Here is an 18,890-nt window from a genome sequence, read left to right on the forward strand (position 1 = left end):
CGGCGGTGGCTCCGGGTCCTACACCGTGGCGGGTTCGGGGCCCGCGGGGGTCTCCTCGGCCGACGCCGCCTCGGCGCGGTCGCGGCGCTCGCGCCGGACCAGCACGACGAAGCCGACGGGCACGGCCGCGGCGAACAGCCACCACTGGACCGCGTACGCCATGTGCGGGCCGATGTCGCTGTGGTTGGGCGTGGGGATCAGCTGGGGGGTGTTGCCCTTCGGGTCGGGCGACGTCTGCTCGATGAACCCGCCGAGGACCTGCTTGCCGAGCGCCTTGGCCTGCTGGCCGCTGCTGATCAGCATGATCTGACGGTCCGGCAGGCCCTTGATGTCCTTGATGCCGCTCGCGGCGGTCGTCTCGTCGGCCATGAGGCGGCCGGTGACGGTGATCTCGCCGCGCGCGGGCGCCGGGATCTTCGGGAACGCGGTCTGCGCGCCGTCGGCCGGGATCCAGCCGCGGTTGACCAGGAGCACCTTGCCGTCGTCGAGGACGAACGGGGTCAGGACGTGGAAGCCGACCTCGTCGTCGGTGTTCGTGCGGCGCCGCACGACGACCTCGTGCGCGGTGTCGAACGTCCCCTTCGCAAAGACCCTGCGGTGGATCTCGGCCTTGGGAACGGGCTTCCCGGGGGAGGTGAGCTGCTCGGCGGGCAGCGGCTTCGCGGCGAGCGCGGCACCGATCTGATCGTTCTGCGCGACGCGGTGCTCGTGACGGTGCAGCTGCCAGAAGCCCAGCTCGATCATCGTGGGGATGAGGAGGAGGGTGATGAGGGTGAGGATCACCCACTGCCGGGACAACAGGAAGCGGTACACCCCACGACCGTACAACTCGGTCGTGGGGCGACATCACGGGGGTGTGCCGGAGGGCTCAGACCTTGTCGACGATCCCCACCTTCCCCTCCGCGCGGGAGCAGTGCGCCCCGCAGTACCAGTGCCCGTCGACCTCTACTCCCTGGCCGACGATGCGGCACCGGCAGTGCTCGCAGATCGGCGCCATGCGGTGGATGGCGCAGGAGAAACAGTCGAAGACGTGCACCGCGCCCTGCGCGTGCACCTCGAAGGACATTCCGTAGTCGTTTCCGCAGACCTCACAACGTGCCATGCGCCACAGGGTGGGCTTCGCGGTCGCGCGGGGCGAGCGGCGGGCGGGCGAGTCGCCGCGCAATCACCCGTCTGACGCCGGGGCCACGTCCCGCAGGAGCTGCCCGAAGGCCGCCTCGTCGATGACCGGTGTCCCGTACTGCTTCGCCTTGACGGCCTTCGACGTGTACGAGTCGGGGTCGTTCGTGACGAGGACGCTGGTGAGCCGGGACAGGCTCGTCGCGATGTGCAGCCCGGCCTCGACGGCGCGGTCCTCCAGGAGTTCGCGGTCCACCGAGGTGTCTCCGGAGAACGCCACCCGCATGCCCTGCTTGAGCTGTTTGCCCGGTTCGTACCGTCCGGGGTTCGGGTACGGGCACGGCTGCCGCTTGCGCGACGGGCGCCACGTCCCGCCGCCCCCGTACGAGGACGACGACGGGGCCGAGCCCTGGCGGCCGATGCGCGCCGCGCCGTCCGTCCACTCCGTGAGCGGCCTGCACTCGAGCAGGGGCAGCCGCACCCCGCCGCTCGCGGCGGCCCGCAGGCTCGGCCGGAACGCCTCGGCGAGCACGCGCGCGTCGTCGAGCGCGTGGTGCGCGTTGCGCTGGACGACGCCGAAGTGCGCGGCGAGGGACTCCAGCTTGTGGTTGGGCAGGGGGAGGCCGAGTTCCTTGGACAGCGCGATGGTGCACAGGCGCTGGCGGACGGGGGCGGTGCGCTCCGCCCGGGCGTACTCCCGGGCGATCATCGACCAGTCGAAGACCGCGTTGTGGGCGACGAGCACGCGGCCGTCGAGCCGGGTCGCGAACTCCTCGGCGATGTCCTTGAAGAGCGGTGCGCCTTCGAGTACGTCGTTCGTCAGGCCGTGGATCCAGACGGGGCCCGGGTCACGCTCGGGGTTGACCAGCGTGTACCAGTGGTCCTCGACCTCGCCCCGCGCGTCGAGCCGGTAGACGGCTGCGGAGATTATCCGGTCGTCCCGGGAGAGGCCGGTGGTCTCCACGTCGACGACCGCGTATCCCTGCGGATACGCGGCCGGCCAAGGAGCGGCGGACGCGGCGGTCGTCTGGTCTTCGAGCATGGTCCATGAGGATACGGGCCGCGACTGACACCTCTGTCGCCCGGTCCGCGCGCCACCGCTCACCGCGCCCCGCGGCTACGTCCGTTATGTCCGCAACAGGCCTGACACCAGAGCCCTGACGGAGGCGTCGAACACCTTCTCCGGGTCGGCCGGAAGGCTGAGCGCGCGGGCCAGGGTGGCGTCGCCCTCCGCAGTCCGCGCGCCCCACAGCTCGTCCTCGCCGGGCCGCTGCACGGGCGCGCGCTCGCGTTGACGCTCCACCAGGACATGGCCGACGACATGGAACTGCACCGCCCGTACGACCCCGGCGGCGCGGGTCCCGCGCAGGCCCGCGGCGTGCACCTCGCGCACGAGGACCTGTTGTGCGGGCAGGAACATCCGCTCGGTCAGGCCGCGTTCGTGGACCATCGCGACGAGGTGCGGATGGTCGCGCAGCTGCCGGCGCAGGGCGCGGGCGACGGAGGCGACGCGCTGCTCCGGTGTGGCGCCGCGGGGGCGGATCTCCCCGAGGTCGGCGACGGTGCGCTCGACGAGGGCTTCGAGCAGCGACTCGCGGTTGCCGACGTGCCAGTAGATCGAGGTGACGGCGGTGCCGAGCTCGGCGGCGAGCTTGCGCATCGTCAGGGACTGCGGACCCTGCTGTTTCACCAGCTTCGCGGCGGCGGCGAGGACCTGTTCCCTGTCGAGATGTGTGCGCGTGTCTTTACCCTTCACGGAAGCTGTTGTAACTGTGTTACAGAGCATCCGCAAGTGCACGCCCGTCCACGCAAGTCCGCGCCGACGAAGGGTGGTACGACATGGCACGCATTCGATACGGAGCACGCACGGAGGCGGAGATCTCCGCCGCGCGCACCGCGAGCTCGAAGCTCCCCGACATCTGGTCCACGGGGGTGGTGGCCGTCTGGGAGAGCGACCCGGACGCGGTCGCCGCGGTACTTCCGCCCCCGCTCAAGCCCACCGAACGCCCGCTGGTGCGGGCCAACATCAGCAAGGTCGACCTGCCCGGCTACCCCCTGGGCGCCGGCTCGGTCGCCGTCGCCGCCGAGCACGGCGGCGTCGAGGGCTGGTATCCGCTCGTCATGCCGATGACGCACGAGCGCGCCCTGATCGGCGGCCGTGAGGTCTTCGGCGAGCCCAAGAAGCTCGGAGAGGTGAGCGTCGAGCGCGACGGTCTCGTGGTGCGCGCGGCACTCGCCCGGCACGGCATCGCCTTCGTGGAGGTGCGCGGCGCGGTGAGCGGCGCCCTGCCCCTGCCGGAGCCGGCGCTCAAGACGGACTTCTACTTCAAGTTCCTTCCCGCGGTGGACGGTTCGGGCTTCGACATGGAGCCGGTGCTCGTGCACTGCCTGCGCAACGAGAAGGTCCGCAAGCTGGAGCGGATCACCGGGGACGTGGTCCTGCGGGAGTCGATGTACGACCCGGTCGCCGACCTTCCGGTGCGCGCCGTCGTCGAGCTCACCATCGGCGAGAAGACGACCGACCAGAAGGGAAGGGTCGTCGAACGCGTCAGCGCGCAGGCCCTGCTGCCGTACATCCACCAGCGCTACGACGACCCGCAGCAGATCCTCGATGGGCCGCCCGAGGGGAGCGTCTGATGCGGCTGGAGGCGGGACAGGTCGCCGTCGTCACGGGCGCGGCGAGCGGCATCGGCCTCGCGATGGCACGGCGGTTCGCGGCGGACGGCCTGAAGGTCGTGCTCGCGGACGTCGAGGAGTCCGCCCTGGAGAAGGCCGCCGCCGGCCTGCGCGAGGACGGTGCCACCGTGCACGCGCGCGTGGTCGACGTCGGCGACCGAGGACAGGTCTTCGCCCTCGCGGACGCTGCGTACGAGAAGTTCGGCGCCGTCCATGTCCTGTGCAACAACGCGGGCGTCGGCTCGGGAGCCGAGGGCCGCATGTGGCAGCACGAACCGAACGACTGGAAGTGGGCCTTCGAGGTCAACGTGTGGGGCGTCTTCCACGGCATCCAGGCCTTCGTGCCGCGCATGATCGAGGGCGGCGCGCCCGGCCACGTCGTCAACACGTCCTCCGGCGACGGCGGTATCGCCCCGCTGCCCACCGCCTCCGTGTACGCGGTCACCAAGGCGGCCGTCGTGACGATGACCGAGTCCCTGTACGCGCACCTGAAGGCGGAGCACGCGCGCGTGGGCGCCTCCGTGCTCTTCCCCGGACCCCACATGCTGCGCACCGGGCTGTGGGAGTCGCACCGCAACCGGCCCGAGCGGTACGCCAAGGAGAGGCCGCGCAGGACCCCGTACCGCAGCCTCGGCCAGTGGGAGTCCGCGATGAAGGAGGCGGGCCAGGAGGTGGAGTTCACGCCGGTCGAGGAGGTCGCGGACTTCGTCGCCGAAGGCATCGCGGCCGGCCGCTTCTGGCTGCTGCCGCAGAGCGAGCACAGCGACCGGCAGATCAAGGCCAGGTCCGCCTCGATGCTGGAACGCGCGAACCCGGCGTACCTGGAGAGCTTCATTCTGGACTGAAGGGCATGTGATGACCGACCAGGATCCCTACCTGATCATCTCCTCCGACTGCCACGCCGGGCTGCCCACCGAGGAGTACCGGCCTTATCTGGACAGCCGTTTCCACCGCGCCTTCGACGAGTTCCTCGGCGAGCGGGGCGCCCGCCGCGAGGAGGCGACGCGGCTCGGCATCCGCAACGACGCGTTCGCCGCCAAATGGTTCGCCGACAACTCAGAAGGCCTGCGCGGTGGTTGGGACACCGCGCAGCGCCTCAAGGAGCTGGACGGCGACGGGGTGGCCGCCGAGGTCGTCTTCCCCGACGCGGACGCCGTGGACAGCCAGACGGCCGCGCCCTTCGGCGTGGGGCTCGGGCTCTCCGGTGACCAGGACCCGGAGCTCGGCATGGCGGGCGCCCAGGCACACAACCGCTGGCTCGCCGACTTCGTGTCCGAACACCCCGAACGGCACTGCGGGGTCGCCCTGTTGCCCATAACAGGTGAGGTGGACCGCGCCGTCGCAGAGGTCCACCGGGCCAAGGAGTCGGGGCTCGGCGCGCTGATGATCCCCTCCATGTGGGTCGACAAGGCGCCCTACCACGACCGGCGTTACGACCCCGTGTGGGCCGCGGCTGCGGAGTGCGCGATGCCCGTGGTCACGCACTCCGGGGCGGCGCCCCGCCACGAGTACGGCGACCATCTCGGGATCTATGTCTCCGAAGTGACGTGGTGGCCCGCACGGCCGCTGTGGTTCATGCTCTGGTCGGGTGTCTTCGAGCGCCACCCGGGCCTGAAGTTCGGCGTCGCGGAGTCGGGCTGCTGGTGGCTGCCCAACCTGCTGTGGTTCATGGACCGCCTCTACCTGGGCGCGCACGGCGGCAAGAAGCTCTCGCCGTTCGCGGAGCTGAAACGCTCCCCGCACGAGTACCTGGACCGCCAGGTGTTCATCTGTGCCACCAACACCAAGCGCCGCGAACTCGCCCAGCGCTACGAGATCGGCGTCGACAACATCCTCTGGGGCAGCGACTTCCCGCACCCCGAGGGCACCTGGCCCGACACGCGCGCGTGGCTGAAGAAGACCTTCCACGACATCCCGGTGGCGGAGACCCGGCGCATGCTGGGGCTCGCCGCCGCCGAGGTCTTCGGATTCGACACGGAGAAACTGGCCCCGCTGGCCGCCCGCATCGGCCCGACCCCCGCCGAACTCGGCCAGGACGCCGACCAGTCGGCCGTCGAGGCCTCCTGGGCGCGCTCGCGCGAGGTGGGCCGCCACTGGCTGACCGATCACGACTTCCCCACCCTGGGGGTGACCTCATGAGCGAGCGCTACACCGTGATCTCCGCGGACTGCCACGCGGGAGCCGATCTCCTCGACTACCGGCCCTACTTGGAGTCCCGCCACCACGACGCGTTCGACGCGTGGGCGGCGAGCTACGTCAATCCGTACGCCGACCTGCTCGCGGACACCGCGGACCGGAACTGGAACTCGGACCGGCGCATCGCCGAGCTCGAACAGGACGGGATCGTCGCGGAGGTCGTCTTCCCGAACACGATCCCGCCGTTCTTCCCGTCCGCGTCCCTGATGGCCCCGGCCCCGACGCGCGAGGAGTTCACGCGGCGCTGGGCGGGGCTGCGCGCCCACAACCGCTGGCTCGCCGACTTCTGCGCCGCCGCCCCGGGGCGCAGGGCGGGCGTCTTCCAGATCCTCCTCAACGACGTCGACGAGGCCGTCAAGGAGATCAGGTGGGCCGCGGCCGCCGGGCTCACGGGCGGGCTGCTGCTGCCCGGCACACCGCCCGGCTCGGGCCTGCCCGAGCTGTACTCGGCCGCGTACGACCCGATCTGGGCGACCTGCGCCGAGCTCGGCGTGCCGGTCAACCACCACGCGGGCTCGGCGTCCCCGCCGCTCGGTGACGAACCGGCCGCGCGCGCCGTGTTCATGGTGGAGACGACGTGGTTCTCGCACCGGGCCCTGTGGCACCTGGTGTTCGGCGGCGCGTTCCGCCGTCACCCCGGCCTGAAGCTGGTCCTCACCGAGCAGGGCTCGGGCTGGATCCCCGGGGTCCTGGACATGCTGGACTACTACCACGGGCGCCTGGTGGCCGCGGCGACGCGGGCGAACACGGCGGAGTCCAAGTTCGGTGCGGGGCTGGCCGATTCGATGGGCAAGGGGCCGTCCGAAGTGTGGCGCGAGAACTGCTACGTGGGGGCCAGCTTCATGCGCCCGCACGAGGTGCCGCTGCGCGACCGCATCGGCCTCGACAAGATCATGTGGGGCAGCGACTACCCGCACGACGAGGGCACCTACCCGTACACGCGCGAAGGGCTGCGGATCGCGTACGCGGGGCTGCCGCGCGACGAGGTCGCCGCGATGGTCGGCGGCAACACGGCCCGCGTCTACGGCTTCGACCTCAGCCTGCTCGACCCGATCGCGGCCCGCGTCGGACCGACCGTCCAGGAACTGGACGAACCCCTCGACGAGGCGCCGAAGGACGCGACAAGTCCGGTGTTCGCCCGGGGAGGGTCGGTCCGGATCTGGTGACCGACGGTGCGATGCTCGTCGGGTGACTGACGATGTGCAGGACGCACCGCACGAGGAGTCCCACGGCGGCGCGCTCGGAGCGCGGCTCAACTGGCTGCGCGCCGCCGTGCTCGGCGCCAACGACGGCGTGGTGTCCACCGCCGGGCTGGTCGTCGGCGTGGCCGGCGCCACCGATGACCGCAGCACGCTCCTGACGGCGGGCCTCGCCGGGCTGCTCGCCGGCTCCATGTCGATGGCCGCGGGGGAGTACGTCTCCGTGTCCACGCAGCGCGACTCGCAGAAGGCGGCGCTCGCCCAGGAGAAGCGGGAGCTGCGCGAGTACCCGGAAGCCGAACTCGTGGAGCTGACGGGGCTGCTCGAGGACCGAGGGCTCAGCCCCGAGGTGGCGCGGGAGGCCGCAGAGCAGCTCACCTCGCGTGACGCGCTGCGGGCGCACGCGCGCGTGGAGCTCGGTATCGACCCCGACGACCTCACCAACCCGTGGCACGCGGCCTGGGCGAGCTTCCTCGCCTTCACCGTGGGCGCGCTGCTGCCGCTGCTCGCGATCGTCCTGCCGCCCAGCGCCTGGCGGCTGCCCGTCACCGTGGTCTCCGTGCTCGGGGCGCTCGCCCTCACCGGCTGGAGCAGCGCCCGGATGGGGTCGGCGGCGGTGCGGCCCGCGGTGTGGCGGAACATGGCGGGCGGGGCGCTCGCGATGGCCGTGACGTACGGGGCGGGGTCGCTCCTGGGGGCGGCCGGTGTCTGAGCGAACGCGCGGGAACCGGCGGAGATCAATGGGGGAAGGCACCAACAACGAGCGTCGTACCGCAGGTAATACTTGTCGGTAACACCGTCTAGCCGTGGCCCGTCCGCGGCTCTACGGTGCAGGCATGTCGCCGAACCTGCCCGATGTCGTGCTCTGGTCGATCCCGGCCTTCGTGCTGCTCACCGTCGTCGAGATCGTGAGCGTACGCATCCATCCCGATGACGACGCCGCAGGCTACGAGACCAAGGACGCCGCGACGAGCATCGGCATGGGGCTCGGCAGCCTCGTCTTCGACTTCCTGTGGAAGATCCCGATCGTCGCGATCTACACGGCGGTCTACGAGCTGACGCCGCTGCGCGTGCCGATCCTGTGGTGGACGATCCCGCTGATGCTCCTCGCGCAGGACTTCTTCTACTACTGGTCGCACCGCGGGCACCACGTCATCCGCATCCTGTGGGCCTGCCACGTCGTGCACCACTCCAGCCGCAAGTTCAACCTGTCGACCGCGCTGCGCCAGCCGTGGACGAGCCTGACGGTGTGGCCGTTCTACCTGCCGCTCATCGCGTGCGGCGTGCACCCGGCCGCGCTCGCCTTCTGCTCGTCGGTGAACCTCGTCTACCAGTTCTGGATCCACACCGAGCGCATCGACAAGCTGCCCCGCGCCTTCGAGTTCGTCCTCAACACGCCCTCCCACCACCGCGTCCACCACGCCTCCCAGGGCGGCTACCTGGACCGCAACTTCGGCGGCATCCTCATCGTCTGGGACCGCCTCTTCGGGTCCTTCGTGCCCGAGGTCGAGCGCCCGGTGTTCGGCCTGACCAAGAACATCAGCACGTACAACCCGCTGCGGGTCGCCACGCATGAGTACGCGGCCATCGCCAGGGACGTGAAGGCGGCCGGCAGCTGGCGCGAGCGCGGCGGCCGGGTGTTCGGCGGGCCGGGGTGGCAGCCGAAGGACGCGCCCACGCCGGTCCCGGCCCCCGCTGCGGGCCAGACCACCGAGAAGGCAGCCGAGGGCGCCGCGTGACGCCGACTCCGGCCCCGGCGCCCGGTCAGGCGCCGGTCCCCGCCCGTGAGCGCGCGGCACGGCTCCTGCTCGCCGCCTTCGCCCTGGCGTCCGCCGTCGACCTGATCGCCCTGCTCGCCGGGACCGACGGCGTGCACACCGCCGCCAAGCCGCTCCTCATGCCGCTGCTCGCCGCGTACGTCGCCGTGAGAGGCGGCCCCCGGCTCCTGACCGCCGCGCTGCTCCTCGGGTGGGGCGGCGACGTGCTGCTGCTCTTCGACGCCGACATCGCGTTCCTCGCGGGCATGGGGTCCTTCGCCGCCGGACACGTCTGCTACCTCGTGCTCTTCAAGCGCGCGGGCACGCCACGCGCGCGTGGCGCCCTGCTCGCGGCCGCGTACGGCATCGCGCTCGTGACGACCGTGGCGCTCCTGTGGCCCGACCTGCCGGCCGACATGCGCGGGCCCGTCGCCGGTTACAGCCTGCTCCTGACCGCCATGGCGTACGGCTCCTCGCGCCTGGGCGCCACGGCGGGATGGGGCGGCGCACTCTTCCTGCTGTCGGACACCCTCATCGCGACCGGCGTCGCCGACTGGCCACAGCTCCCTCGGCCCGACTTCTGGGTGATGCTCACCTACCTCGCCGCCCAGTACCTGCTCACGCGCGGCGTGCTCGGACACCCCCTCGACGCGCGGGCGGTCCCGGTGGCGGCGTACCGTGAAAGGCGCACGACCACCACCTGAGGCGCCCCGCACGCGATCCGTCAGCGGCGCCTGTGACCAGCACGAAGGACCCCCACTCATGCGCGCCACCACCATCCATGCCCCGTTCGACATGCGCGTGGAGGACGTGCCGGAGCCCGTCGTCCAGCTCCCCACCGACGCCGTCGTCAGGGTCCTGCGGGCCTGCATCTGCGGCAGCGACCTGTGGGCGTACCGCGGTGAGGCGGCACGTCAGCCCGGCCAGCGCATCGGACACGAGTTCCTCGGCATCGTCGAGGAGACCGGCTCCGACGTGACCGGCGTCCGGCGCGGTGACCTGGTCGTCGCCCCCTTCATGTGGTCGGACGGGGTCTGCGACTACTGCACCGAGGGCCTCACCACCTCCTGCGAGCACGGCGGCTTCTGGGGCGCGGTCGGTTACGACGGCGGCCAGGGAGAAGCGGTCCGCGTCCCGTACGCGGACGGCACCCTCGTCCAGCTGCCCGCCGACGCCGCCTCCGACGAGCACCTCCTGTCCGCGCTGCTCACGCTCTCCGACGTCATGGGCACCGGCCACCACGCCGCGCTCGGCGCGGGTGCGCGCGCGGGCGCCACGGTCGCCGTCGTGGGTGACGGCGCCGTCGGCCTGTGCGCGGTCCTCGCGGCCAAGCGGCTCGGCGCCGAGCGGATCATCGCGCTCGGCCGCCACCAGGTCCGTACCGACATCGCGCGCCGCTTCGGCGCCACCGACGTCGTCGCCGAGCGCGGTGACGCGGCGATCGAGGCCGTCCGTGAGCTGACCCGCGGCCAGGGCGCCCACGCCGTGATCGAGGCCGTCGGGACCGAGCAGTCCATGAGCACGGCCGTGAACATCACCCGCGACGGCGGCGCCATCGGCTTCGTCGGCGTGCCGCACGGCAGCGGCACCGGTCTCGACCTGAGCGTCATGTTCGACCGGAACATCGCCCTGCGCGGCGGCGTCGCGCCCGTGCGCACGTACATCCCGCAGCTGCTGCCCGACATCCTCGACGGCACGATCGACCCGTCGCCCGTCTTCGACCTGACCGTCGGCCTCGAAGGCGTCCCCGACGGCTACAAGGCGATGGACCAGCGCACCGCGCTCAAGGTGCTCGTCACGAACTGACCCTCTGCGCGCGGGGGTTCACGACCAGCGGATCGGGAGCGGCAGCGCGGTCAGGACGGCCGACACCGCGACCACCACGCCCAAGGCGGCCACCTCCGCGCGCGCGGGCACGTACGCGGCCCTCAGGTCGCCGTGGCGCAGCCGCGCCCGCGCGGTCAGCGCGAACACGGAGACGACGGCCACGAGGATCACCTTCGCCAGCAGGGTGCGCCCGTAGGCCGTCGTCACCAGCTGGTCGAGGACGGTGCTCACGGGCATCCGGCGCAGCGTGCTGCACACACCGGTCGCCGTGATGGCGGCGAGCAGGACGGCCGCCACGCGCGCGTAGAGCCCCAGCAGCGCGGCTCCCGCCTCGGGCGCCGTCGTCCGCCAGCGGCGCAGCGTCCGCAGGACGTGCAGCAGACCGCCCACCCACAGCGCGGCACACGTCAGATGGACGACGGTCAGGGCCGAGCCCAGATACGCCGTGTGCTCGGCCGGCGGGTGGGCGCGCAGCGCCTCGGCCACCACGACGGCGGCCAGCGGCGCGAGCGCGGTCGCCGGGCGGCGCGAACGGGCGCACAGGGCCGCCGCCACGAAGGCGTTGACCTCAAGGAGGGCGAGGGTGCCGTCCCTGGTCCCGTAGAGCCCGGCGATGTCCAGGTCGGAGAGCGCGTGCGGCACGAGGTTGCCGTTCGCCACGATCGACGCCAGTCCCAGCGCGGCCAGGAAGCCCGCCCAGGGCGCGTACGCCGACCAGCTGCGCGGCCCGTCCACGGACGGCGCCCCGGGCACCTGCCGGGCCAGCCGCGCCGCGAACACCTCGCCCGCCTGTACGCAGAGGGCGGCGAACAGGACCGTCCGAAGGAGCGCCACACCGGTGACCCCGGGCGCCGCTGCCTCTCCCGTGCCGTCAAGGGCGGCGGAGGGCCCGAGCAGGGGGATCACCGCGGCCGCGGCCACGAGGACGAGCACAAGGACGGCCCGCATGGTGGCGGGCCGTCGGGCGGGAAGGGCGGGGTCGTCCCCGCCGGGGGCGGGCGCCTCGGTGGTCGGTCGTATGGAACTCACCACGAGATCTTCACCAGGTGTGACAGATCCGGGCAAGTCCAGGAAAACAACTGACGCAGTGTCATTCCGCCTGAGCGGCCGACTTCAGTCCTGCCGCCACTCGGGCGAGTCGACACCCCAAAGCCCGGACGGGTGCGCCCAGTTGACGGGCCCTCCGGTGAAGCCGGCCGACGGCAGCGCGTGCCGCAGCCGGCCCGCGGGACTGTCGGTCTCCGTGAGCCAGCGCGCCGGGTCCTGGGGGTCGTACGTCTCCGTGGACGCGGTGGGCCCGTGCGGGAGCTCCCGTGTCAGCCAGTGTGCGGTCCGGGCGAGTGCCAGCCGCAGCGCGCGCGTGCCGCCCTCGTCCAGCTGCTCCGTGACGGCGCGCAGCACGGCCGCCGCCAGGAGATAGCCCGTGCCGTGGTCCAGGGCCTGCGCGGGCAGCGCCCCCGGCCGCTCCCCGGACCCCTCGACGGCCGCGATGCCCGTGGCCACCTGCACCACGCTGTCGAAGCCGCGCCGCTCGCCCCACGGCCCGTACGCACCCCACGCGGACAGCTGCGCCACCACGAGCCCCGGCCTGCGGGCGGCCAGCGCCTCGGGGGCGAGGCCGAACCGGTCGAGCGCGCCGGGCCGGTAACCGGTCACGACGACGTCCGCGCCCGCGAGGAGGTCCTCGAAGGCGCGCCGGTCCGCCGCGCCCGTCAGATCGAGCCGCGTGGACCGCTTCCCGAACCCCGTGTCCGCGTGCGCCTCCGGATCCTCCGGCAGCTGCGGGGCGTCGACGCGCAGCACGTCCGCGCCGAACAGCGCGAGGGTGCGCGTGGCGACGGGACCGCCGGTGACCCGCGTCAGGTCGAGGACGCGAAGGCCGGACGCGGGCAGCAGCGGGTCGCCCGTGAGCGGGGGCAGCGACCGGGGCGCCGCCTTGTCGAGCCGCTCCCGGTCGAGCAGCGGCCGCCCGGCGATCGCCACTGCCTGAGGGTGCGCGGCCCATTCCTCCATGGTGCGCAGGGCGACGGCCAGGCCCCCGGCGGCGTACACGGTCTCCTCGACCTCGGCGGCCGACCGCTCCGCGAGCAGCGCGGCGACCCGCTCCACGGACGCGTCGTCGGCGAGCCCGAGCGCGGCCAGGAGCCGTGCCCGGTGGTGCGGATAGTTGGCGTGGGTGCGCAGCCACCCGTCCGCCGTGCGCCAGAACCGGGACAGCGGCGCGAAGTTGACCGTCGCCCGCCCGTCGATCAGCAGATGCCGTTCGCTGACGAACGCGGTGGCCAGGGCGCCGTCGTCGAGGACGACGCGGGGTACGGGCCGTCCGGTGCGCCGGGCTGCCAGCTCGGCCGCGGCCAGCGAGCACGCGCCCACGCACGCGCGTGCCAGGTCGATCACGGGCAGCCGCGCGTGCAGCGCCCCTTCCCTTACTACGGACGCGATGTGCGAGGTCAGGGCCGGGTCGCCGCCGAGCGCCGCCCAGGCCGCCCGCGTTCCCTCACCCACCGGTGCATGTGTCATGCAGGCACTATCGCGCACGGCCTCCGGAACGACACAGGTGGGCCGGACGCAGCCGCCCGGCCCACCTGAACTGCCATGCCTACGCGGCTACTTGGTCACCGCGTCCAGGGCGTCGGCGATGCCGTGCCCGTAGAAGCCGTTCTTGTTCTTGCCGCCCTCGCACACCGCGTCGACCTTGCCGTCGCCGTCGATGTCGTACGGGTCGGTGCACGGCGTGGCGTCGGCCTGCGTGTACAGGAGCGCCTTCACGGCCGCCGCGGAGGCGTGCGGGTGCGTCGACTTGATCAGCGCGGCGACGCCGGCGACGTGCGGGGACGCCATCGACGTACCGGCCATGTAGCCCCACTTGCCGCCGGGCAGCGGGCCGAGGATCAGGCCGCTCACGGCGGGCGGCGCCGGCCTCTGGTAGGCCGTCGAGTCGCCGCCGGGGGCCGCGATGTCGATGGTGCCCTGACCGTAGTTGGAGAACGACGACTTGAGGCCCTTCGCCCCGGTCGCCGCGGTCGTGACGACGCCCGGCAGCTGCGTCGGGATGTCGAAGCACTTGGACGGGTCGACGACCCGGTCGCCCGGGGTCGTGTCGTTCGGGCTCGACGGGTCGGTGATCTCGTCGGAGGCGAGGTCGTAGTTCTCGTTGCCCGCCGCCGCGACGTTCACGGCACCCTTCTTCTCCGCGTACTGCGAGGCCCGCGCGACGGCCTTCACCAGGGCCTTCTGGTCCGGGTCGTCCGTGCAGTTGAAGTACCAGGGGTCGGTGTAATAGCTGTTGTTGGTGACGTCGACGCCGTGCTCGGCCGCGAACACGAAGCCGCACACCACGGCCTCCGTGTAGAAGAAGCCGTCCGGGTTGCCCACCTTGATGCCCGAGACCTTCACACCGGGCGCGACACCCGTGATGCCGACGCCGTTCTTGGCGCCCGCGATCTCACCTGCGACATGCGTGCCGTGCGGGCTCTCCGAGGCGCTGGGACGCCAGGAGCCGTCCGTCGTGTCCGGCTTGCCCGAGACACAGTTCGCGGACGCGCCGCGGTCGAAGTTCGGCGCGATGTCCGGGTGGGTGTCGTCGACGCCGGTGTCGATCACGGCGACGGTGACGTTCCTGCTGCCGAGCGACTTCTCGTGCGCCTTGTCCGCCTTGATGGCGGGCAGGTCCCACTGCAACGGCTCCAGCGGGTCCTGTCCGGTGGCGGCCTGACCGGCCGTGGCCGCCAGCTGGGCGGCGGTCAGCGCCTTCGGCGTGCCGAGGTCGGCCGTGGACTGGGCGGGCAGCGGCGCGGTGCGCGTGGCACCCGCCGAGTCGACCCCGCGGGCCTTGCGGATCGTCTTCGCGAAGTCCGGGTTCGAGGAGTGCGCGACGATGACACCGATCTTGTCGTACGCGATGACGACGGTGCCGCCGGCCTTGGTGATCTCCTTCTGCACGGCGGCCGAAGTGCCCTGTCCGGAACGCACGTTGACCACATAGCTGAGCGAGGGGCCGTCCGTGGCGGCCGCCGGGGCCGCATGCGGGGCCCGGTCGGCGGCCGAGGCGGACACGTTCGGCAGGAACGCGAGGGCCGTGGCCATGGCCATCCCGGCGGGGACGGCTATGGAGCGGCGGAAGGTGCGGGAGCGCGCGAGAGGCGCCGTCATGGTGTCTCCAGAGTTCGTTGCGGTTCGGGGGCGCATGCGGTGGGGCGGGACCGTCACTTCTTGACGGCGTCGAGCGCGTCGACGATGCCGAAGCCGTAGAAGCCGTTGACGCGGCTGCCGCCCGCGCAGGTCGCGTCGACCTTGCCGTCGCCGTCCCAGTCGTACGGCTTGTCCGGGCAGCCCGGGTTGTCGGCCTGCGCCTTGAGGAGGGCCTGGAGCTGCGCCGGGGTGGCCTTCGGGTGCGTCGACTTCAGGAGGGCGACCACACCGGCGGCGTGCGGGGACGCCATCGACGTGCCCTGGAGGAAGCCGTACTGGCCGCCCGGCATCGTGGACAGGATGCGGCCGTTCCTGGACGGGGTGTCCGAGGGGCTCACGTACTTGTCGCCGCCCGGGGCCGCGATGTCGATGACGCCCTTGCCGTAGCTGGAGTAGTACGACTTGGCGTTCGTCACCCCGGTGGCGCTGACGGTGACGACGCCCGGCAGCTGCGTCGGCACGTCGAAGCACTCGTGCGGGTCGATGGTGCGGCTGACCGGCGTCGCGTCATCGGGGCTGGAGTCGTCGACGATCGCGTCGGAGTCGAGGTCATCACCCGAGTTGCCCGCGGAGGCCAGGTTCACGGTGCCCTTCTTCTGGGCGTACAGCTGGGCCCGGTTCACCGCGTCGACGATGGCCTTCTGGTCCGGGTCGCCCATGCAGTTGTAGAGCCAAGGGTCCACGTAATAGCTGTTGTTGGTGACCTCGACGCCGTGGTCGGCGGCGAACACGAAGGCGCAGACCACGTTCTCCGGGTAGAAGAGGCCGTCGTTGGGGTCACTGACCTTGATGCCCGCGACCTTCACGCCGGGAGCGACCCCGGCGACACCTATGCCGTTGCGGGCCGCGGCTATCTCACCGGCGACGTGCGTGCCGTGGTAGTCCTCGGCCGGGTCGTAGGGGCGCCACGCGCCGGGCGAGGTGTCCGCCTTGCCGCCGACACAGTTCGCGGACTGCGAGGCGGAGAAGTTCGGGGCGAGGTCGGGGTGGGTGTCGTCGACGCCGGTGTCGATGACACCGACAGTGACGTCGCGGCTGCCCGGGTTGATCTTCGCGGCCTTGTCGGCGCCGATCGCCCGCAGGTCCCACTGGTCGGCCTCGAGCGGCTCGGCGCCCGAAGTGGCCTGCGCGGCCAGGGACTTGGCCTGCGCCTTCGACAGGACCTGGGCGGCGCCCTCGTCCGTGGTGCCGGCGGCGACCAGCGGGGACGTACGCGTGGCGCCCGCCGACTGCACCCCCTTGACGGCGCGGATCTGCCGGCCGAAGTCGGGGTTCGACGCGTGGACGACGATCACGCCGATCCGGTCGTACGAGACGACGACGGTCCCGCCGGCCTCGGCGATCGCCTTCTTCACGGACGCGAGGGTGCGGTCGTCCGTCCTGGTGTTCACGACGTACGCGAGTGCCCCGGCGTCGGCGGTGGCCGAACCGGCCGTGGCGGCGGGGGAGTCGGCGGGTGCGGCCGACGCGGCGCCGGGCAGGAAGCCGAGGGAGGCGGTAAGCGCGAGGCCGAGCGGCAGGGTGAGCGCCAGCCGGCGTCTGGAGCGCAGATGAGCCATGGGATCTCCACATCATCCGTCGTATATGGAAAAGCCCGAACACAGTTGGTGCCCGGGCAGGTACATGACGCGTGGTGCTCGGGTGAACGTATCCCGGGTCCTCGCAGGCCAGCAATGAAATCCCAAAGAAAGCGCATGACCGGGCAACGCAGTTGAACCGGCGCGCGCGTGCCCCCGTGACGTTGAGCAGGGGGCATGCGCACGATCCCCGCCCCCTGTCGGATCACGCCGGGTAGCCCTACCATCGCCTCCCGGCCCAGGTGATCCAGATCACTGTGAGGTCTGAGAACCACATGTCCGTTTCACCCGCCGCACCCGCACCGCGAGGAGACTCCGTGGCCACCGATGCCCCGCCACCGTCGAAGGGCGGACCCGACACCCGTCCCGCACCGCCCTCCACGGAGGAATTCATCGCGGAGCAGGAGAGCGCGGAGTTCGCCGAACTGCGCCACGTGCACCGCTCGTTCGCCTTCCCGCTGACCGTCGCCTTCATCGCCTGGTACCTGCTGTACGTACTGCTTTCGAACTACGCGGGCGACTTCATGGGCACCAAGCTCTTCGGCAACATCAACGTCGCGTTGGTCCTCGGCCTCGCCCAGTTCCTGACCACGTTCCTCATCGCCTGGTGGTACTCCCGCCACGCCGCCACCAAGCTCGACCCCAAGGCCGAGGCGATCAAGTCCCGGATGGAGGGCGGCGCATGAGCCCCGCAGTCACGCAGGTACTCGCCGTGGGTGAGGCGAGCGAGCACCGGCCGCTGATCATCTCCCTGTTCGCGGTGTTCGTCCTCGCCACCCTGGTGATCACCGTCTGGGCGGGCCGCCAGACGAAGAACGCCTCCGACTTCTACGCGGGCGGGCGCCAGTTCACCGGCTTCCAGAACGGACTCGCCGTCTCCGGCGACTACATGTCCGCGGCCTCGTTCCTCGGCATCGCCGGCGCCATCGCCCTCTTCGGCTACGACGGCTTCCTCTACTCCATCGGCTTCCTCGTCGCCTGGCTCGTCGCCCTGCTCCTGGTCGCCGAGCCGCTGCGCAACTCCGGCCGCTACACGATGGGCGACGTCCTCGCCTACCGGATGCGCCAGCGCCCGGTCCGCACCGCCGCCGGCACCTCCACGATCGTCGTCTCGATCTTCTACCTGCTCGCGCAGATGGCGGGCGCGGGCGTCCTCGTCTCGCTGCTCCTCGGCATCACGTCCGACGCGGGCAAGGTCGGCATCGTCGCCCTCGTCGGCCTTCTGATGATCGTGTACGTCACCATCGGCGGCATGAAGGGCACCACCTGGGTCCAGATGGTCAAGGCCGTGCTCCTGATCGCGGGCACGCTCCTGCTCACCTTCCTGGTCCTCCTGAAGTTCAACTTCAACATCTCCGACCTGCTCGGCAAGGCGGCGTCCAACAGCGGAACGGGCGCCGCGTTCCTGGAGCCCGGACTCAAGTACGGCGCCACGTCGACGTCGAAGATCGACTTCATCTCGCTCGGCATCGCGCTCGTCCTCGGCACCGCGGGACTGCCGCACATCCTGATCCGCTTCTACACGGTTCCCACCGCCAAGGCCGCCCGTAAGTCCGTGAACTGGGCGATCGGCATCATCGGCGCCTTCTACCTGATGACGATCGCGCTCGGCTTCGGCGCCGCCGCCCTCATCAAGCCGGAAGAGATCATCGCGTCCAACCCGGCGGGCAACACCGCGGCGCCGCTGCTCGCCCTCCACCTCGGCGGGGTCGACTCGTCGTGGGGCGCGATCCTCCTCGCGACGATCTCGGCGGTCGCCTTCGCCACGATCCTCGCGGTCGTCGCGGGCCTGACCCTCGCCTCGTCCTCCTCGTTCGCGCACGACATCTACGCGAACGTCATCAAGAAGGGCAAGGCCTCCGAGAAGCAGGAGATGAAGGCGGCCCGCTGGGCGACCGTCTTCATCGGCGTCGTCTCCATCGGCCTCGGCGCCCTCGCCCGTGACCTGAACGTGGCCGGCCTGGTCGCGCTGGCCTTCGCGGTCGCCGCCTCCGCGAACCTGCCGACGATCCTCTACAGCCTCTTCTGGAAGCGCTTCACCACCCAGGGCGCGCTCTGGTCGATCTACGGAGGCCTCTTCGCGGCGGTCTTCCTGGTGCTGTTCTCGCCGGTCGTCTCCGGCAACCCGAAGACGTCCATGTTCAAGGGCGTCGACTTCCACTGGTTCCCGCTGGAGAACCCGGGCATCATCTCGATCCCGGTCGGTTTCCTGCTCGGCTGGCTCGGCACCGTCCTGTCCAAGGAGAAGGCGGACGCCGGCAAGTACGCGGAGCTCGAAGTCCGCTCCCTCACCGGTACGGGAGCCCACTGACCTCGGGATTCGGACGGCCGCCTCGCAGATCCTCGTA

Annotated in this window: 18 protein-coding genes; 10 read left to right on the forward strand and 8 right to left on the reverse strand. The window is 71.7% G+C overall.

The features are described 5' to 3' along the window. Nucleotides 1-18 precede the first annotated feature (18 nt). The 4 genes from OHA58_RS28365 to OHA58_RS28380 all read right to left on the reverse strand — a co-directional run bounded on the left by OHA58_RS28365 (nucleotide 19) and on the right by OHA58_RS28380 (nucleotide 2,875). The gene (locus OHA58_RS28365) at nucleotides 19-813 is read right to left on the reverse strand and encodes an SURF1 family protein (protein ID WP_405482289.1); all 795 of its coding nucleotides are present in this window, start codon (nucleotides 811-813) and stop codon (nucleotides 19-21) included. Nucleotides 814-868: 55 nt separating this feature from the next. After that, the gene (locus OHA58_RS28370; RefSeq protein ID WP_100592621.1) at nucleotides 869-1,102 is read right to left on the reverse strand and encodes a hypothetical protein; all 234 of its coding nucleotides are present in this window, start codon (nucleotides 1,100-1,102) and stop codon (nucleotides 869-871) included. A gap of 63 nt (nucleotides 1,103-1,165) precedes the next feature. After that, nucleotides 1,166-2,161 carry a DEDDh family exonuclease gene (locus tag OHA58_RS28375; protein WP_266565783.1) on the reverse strand — a complete coding sequence of 332 codons (996 nt, stop codon included), beginning with the start codon at nucleotides 2,159-2,161 and terminating at the stop codon, nucleotides 1,166-1,168. Nucleotides 2,162-2,245: 84 nt separating this feature from the next. After that, nucleotides 2,246-2,875, reverse strand: a complete 630-nt coding sequence (locus OHA58_RS28380) for a TetR/AcrR family transcriptional regulator (protein WP_405482291.1) — start codon at nucleotides 2,873-2,875, stop codon at nucleotides 2,246-2,248. Between the two features lie 83 nt (nucleotides 2,876-2,958). Between OHA58_RS28380 and OHA58_RS28385 the strand changes: the two genes are divergently transcribed. The 8 genes from OHA58_RS28385 (at nucleotide 2,959) to OHA58_RS28420 (ending at nucleotide 10,753) form a co-directional block, all read left to right on the forward strand. Continuing rightward, nucleotides 2,959-3,756, forward strand: coding sequence for an acetoacetate decarboxylase family protein (locus tag OHA58_RS28385; RefSeq protein ID WP_389534583.1), 798 nt, complete (start codon nucleotides 2,959-2,961; stop codon nucleotides 3,754-3,756). After that, nucleotides 3,756-4,640: an SDR family NAD(P)-dependent oxidoreductase gene (locus OHA58_RS28390; protein ID WP_405482293.1), complete on the forward strand. Its 885-nt coding sequence runs from the start codon at nucleotides 3,756-3,758 to the stop codon at nucleotides 4,638-4,640. Before OHA58_RS28385 ends, OHA58_RS28390 begins: the two co-directional genes overlap by 1 nt. 10 nt (nucleotides 4,641-4,650) lie before the next feature. Continuing rightward, nucleotides 4,651-5,934, forward strand: a complete 1,284-nt coding sequence (locus OHA58_RS28395) for an amidohydrolase family protein (protein ID WP_405482295.1) — start codon at nucleotides 4,651-4,653, stop codon at nucleotides 5,932-5,934. Then, the gene (locus tag OHA58_RS28400) at nucleotides 5,931-7,157 is read left to right on the forward strand and encodes an amidohydrolase family protein (protein ID WP_405482297.1); all 1,227 of its coding nucleotides are present in this window, start codon (nucleotides 5,931-5,933) and stop codon (nucleotides 7,155-7,157) included. The genes OHA58_RS28395 and OHA58_RS28400 overlap by 4 nt, the downstream gene beginning before the upstream one ends. A 22-nt stretch (nucleotides 7,158-7,179) precedes the next feature. Beyond that, a complete protein-coding gene (locus OHA58_RS28405; RefSeq protein ID WP_405482298.1) occupies nucleotides 7,180-7,902 on the forward strand; it encodes a VIT family protein in 723 nt (240 codons plus the stop codon). Nucleotides 7,903-8,026: 124 nt separating this feature from the next. Beyond that, nucleotides 8,027-8,929 carry a sterol desaturase family protein gene (locus tag OHA58_RS28410; protein WP_405482300.1) on the forward strand — a complete coding sequence of 301 codons (903 nt, stop codon included), beginning with the start codon at nucleotides 8,027-8,029 and terminating at the stop codon, nucleotides 8,927-8,929. Next, nucleotides 8,926-9,651 (forward strand): lysoplasmalogenase, encoded by a 726-nt coding sequence (locus tag OHA58_RS28415; protein ID WP_405482301.1) that lies wholly within the window; start codon nucleotides 8,926-8,928, stop codon nucleotides 9,649-9,651. The genes OHA58_RS28410 and OHA58_RS28415 overlap by 4 nt, the downstream gene beginning before the upstream one ends. 58 nt (nucleotides 9,652-9,709) lie before the next feature. Continuing rightward, nucleotides 9,710-10,753, forward strand: coding sequence for a zinc-dependent alcohol dehydrogenase family protein (locus tag OHA58_RS28420; protein WP_405482303.1), 1,044 nt, complete (start codon nucleotides 9,710-9,712; stop codon nucleotides 10,751-10,753). An 18-nt stretch (nucleotides 10,754-10,771) separates the two neighbouring features. On the opposite strand, the gene OHA58_RS28425 is transcribed toward OHA58_RS28420, so the two are convergent. From OHA58_RS28425 to OHA58_RS28440, 4 genes are all read right to left on the reverse strand, one after another. Further along, on the reverse strand, nucleotides 10,772-11,803 hold the full coding sequence (locus OHA58_RS28425; protein ID WP_405482305.1) for a CopD family protein: 1,032 nt from the start codon (nucleotides 11,801-11,803) through the stop codon (nucleotides 10,772-10,774). Between the two features lie 84 nt (nucleotides 11,804-11,887). After that, a complete protein-coding gene (locus OHA58_RS28430; protein WP_405482306.1) occupies nucleotides 11,888-13,294 on the reverse strand; it encodes a CoA transferase in 1,407 nt (468 codons plus the stop codon). Between the two features lie 87 nt (nucleotides 13,295-13,381). After that, complete coding sequence (locus tag OHA58_RS28435; protein WP_405482307.1) at nucleotides 13,382-14,926, reverse strand: S8 family serine peptidase; 1,545 nt, start codon at nucleotides 14,924-14,926, stop codon at nucleotides 13,382-13,384. 53 nt (nucleotides 14,927-14,979) lie between these two features. Further along, nucleotides 14,980-16,524: a S8 family peptidase gene (locus OHA58_RS28440; protein ID WP_405482308.1), complete on the reverse strand. Its 1,545-nt coding sequence runs from the start codon at nucleotides 16,522-16,524 to the stop codon at nucleotides 14,980-14,982. A 335-nt stretch (nucleotides 16,525-16,859) separates the two neighbouring features. On the opposite strand from OHA58_RS28440, the gene OHA58_RS28445 reads away from it, so the two are divergent. Together OHA58_RS28445 and OHA58_RS28450 are read left to right on the forward strand one after the other, a co-directional pair. Further along, nucleotides 16,860-17,228, forward strand: a complete 369-nt coding sequence (locus OHA58_RS28445; RefSeq protein WP_405482310.1) for a DUF485 domain-containing protein — start codon at nucleotides 16,860-16,862, stop codon at nucleotides 17,226-17,228. Beyond that, the gene (locus tag OHA58_RS28450) at nucleotides 17,225-18,853 is read left to right on the forward strand and encodes a cation acetate symporter (RefSeq protein ID WP_405482311.1); all 1,629 of its coding nucleotides are present in this window, start codon (nucleotides 17,225-17,227) and stop codon (nucleotides 18,851-18,853) included. The genes OHA58_RS28445 and OHA58_RS28450 overlap by 4 nt, the downstream gene beginning before the upstream one ends. Nucleotides 18,854-18,890: the final 37 nt, after the last annotated feature.

The sequence above is a fragment of the Streptomyces sp. NBC_00009 genome (assembly GCF_045040855.1).
Lineage (GTDB): Bacteria > Actinomycetota > Actinomycetes > Streptomycetales > Streptomycetaceae > Streptomyces > Streptomyces aureus.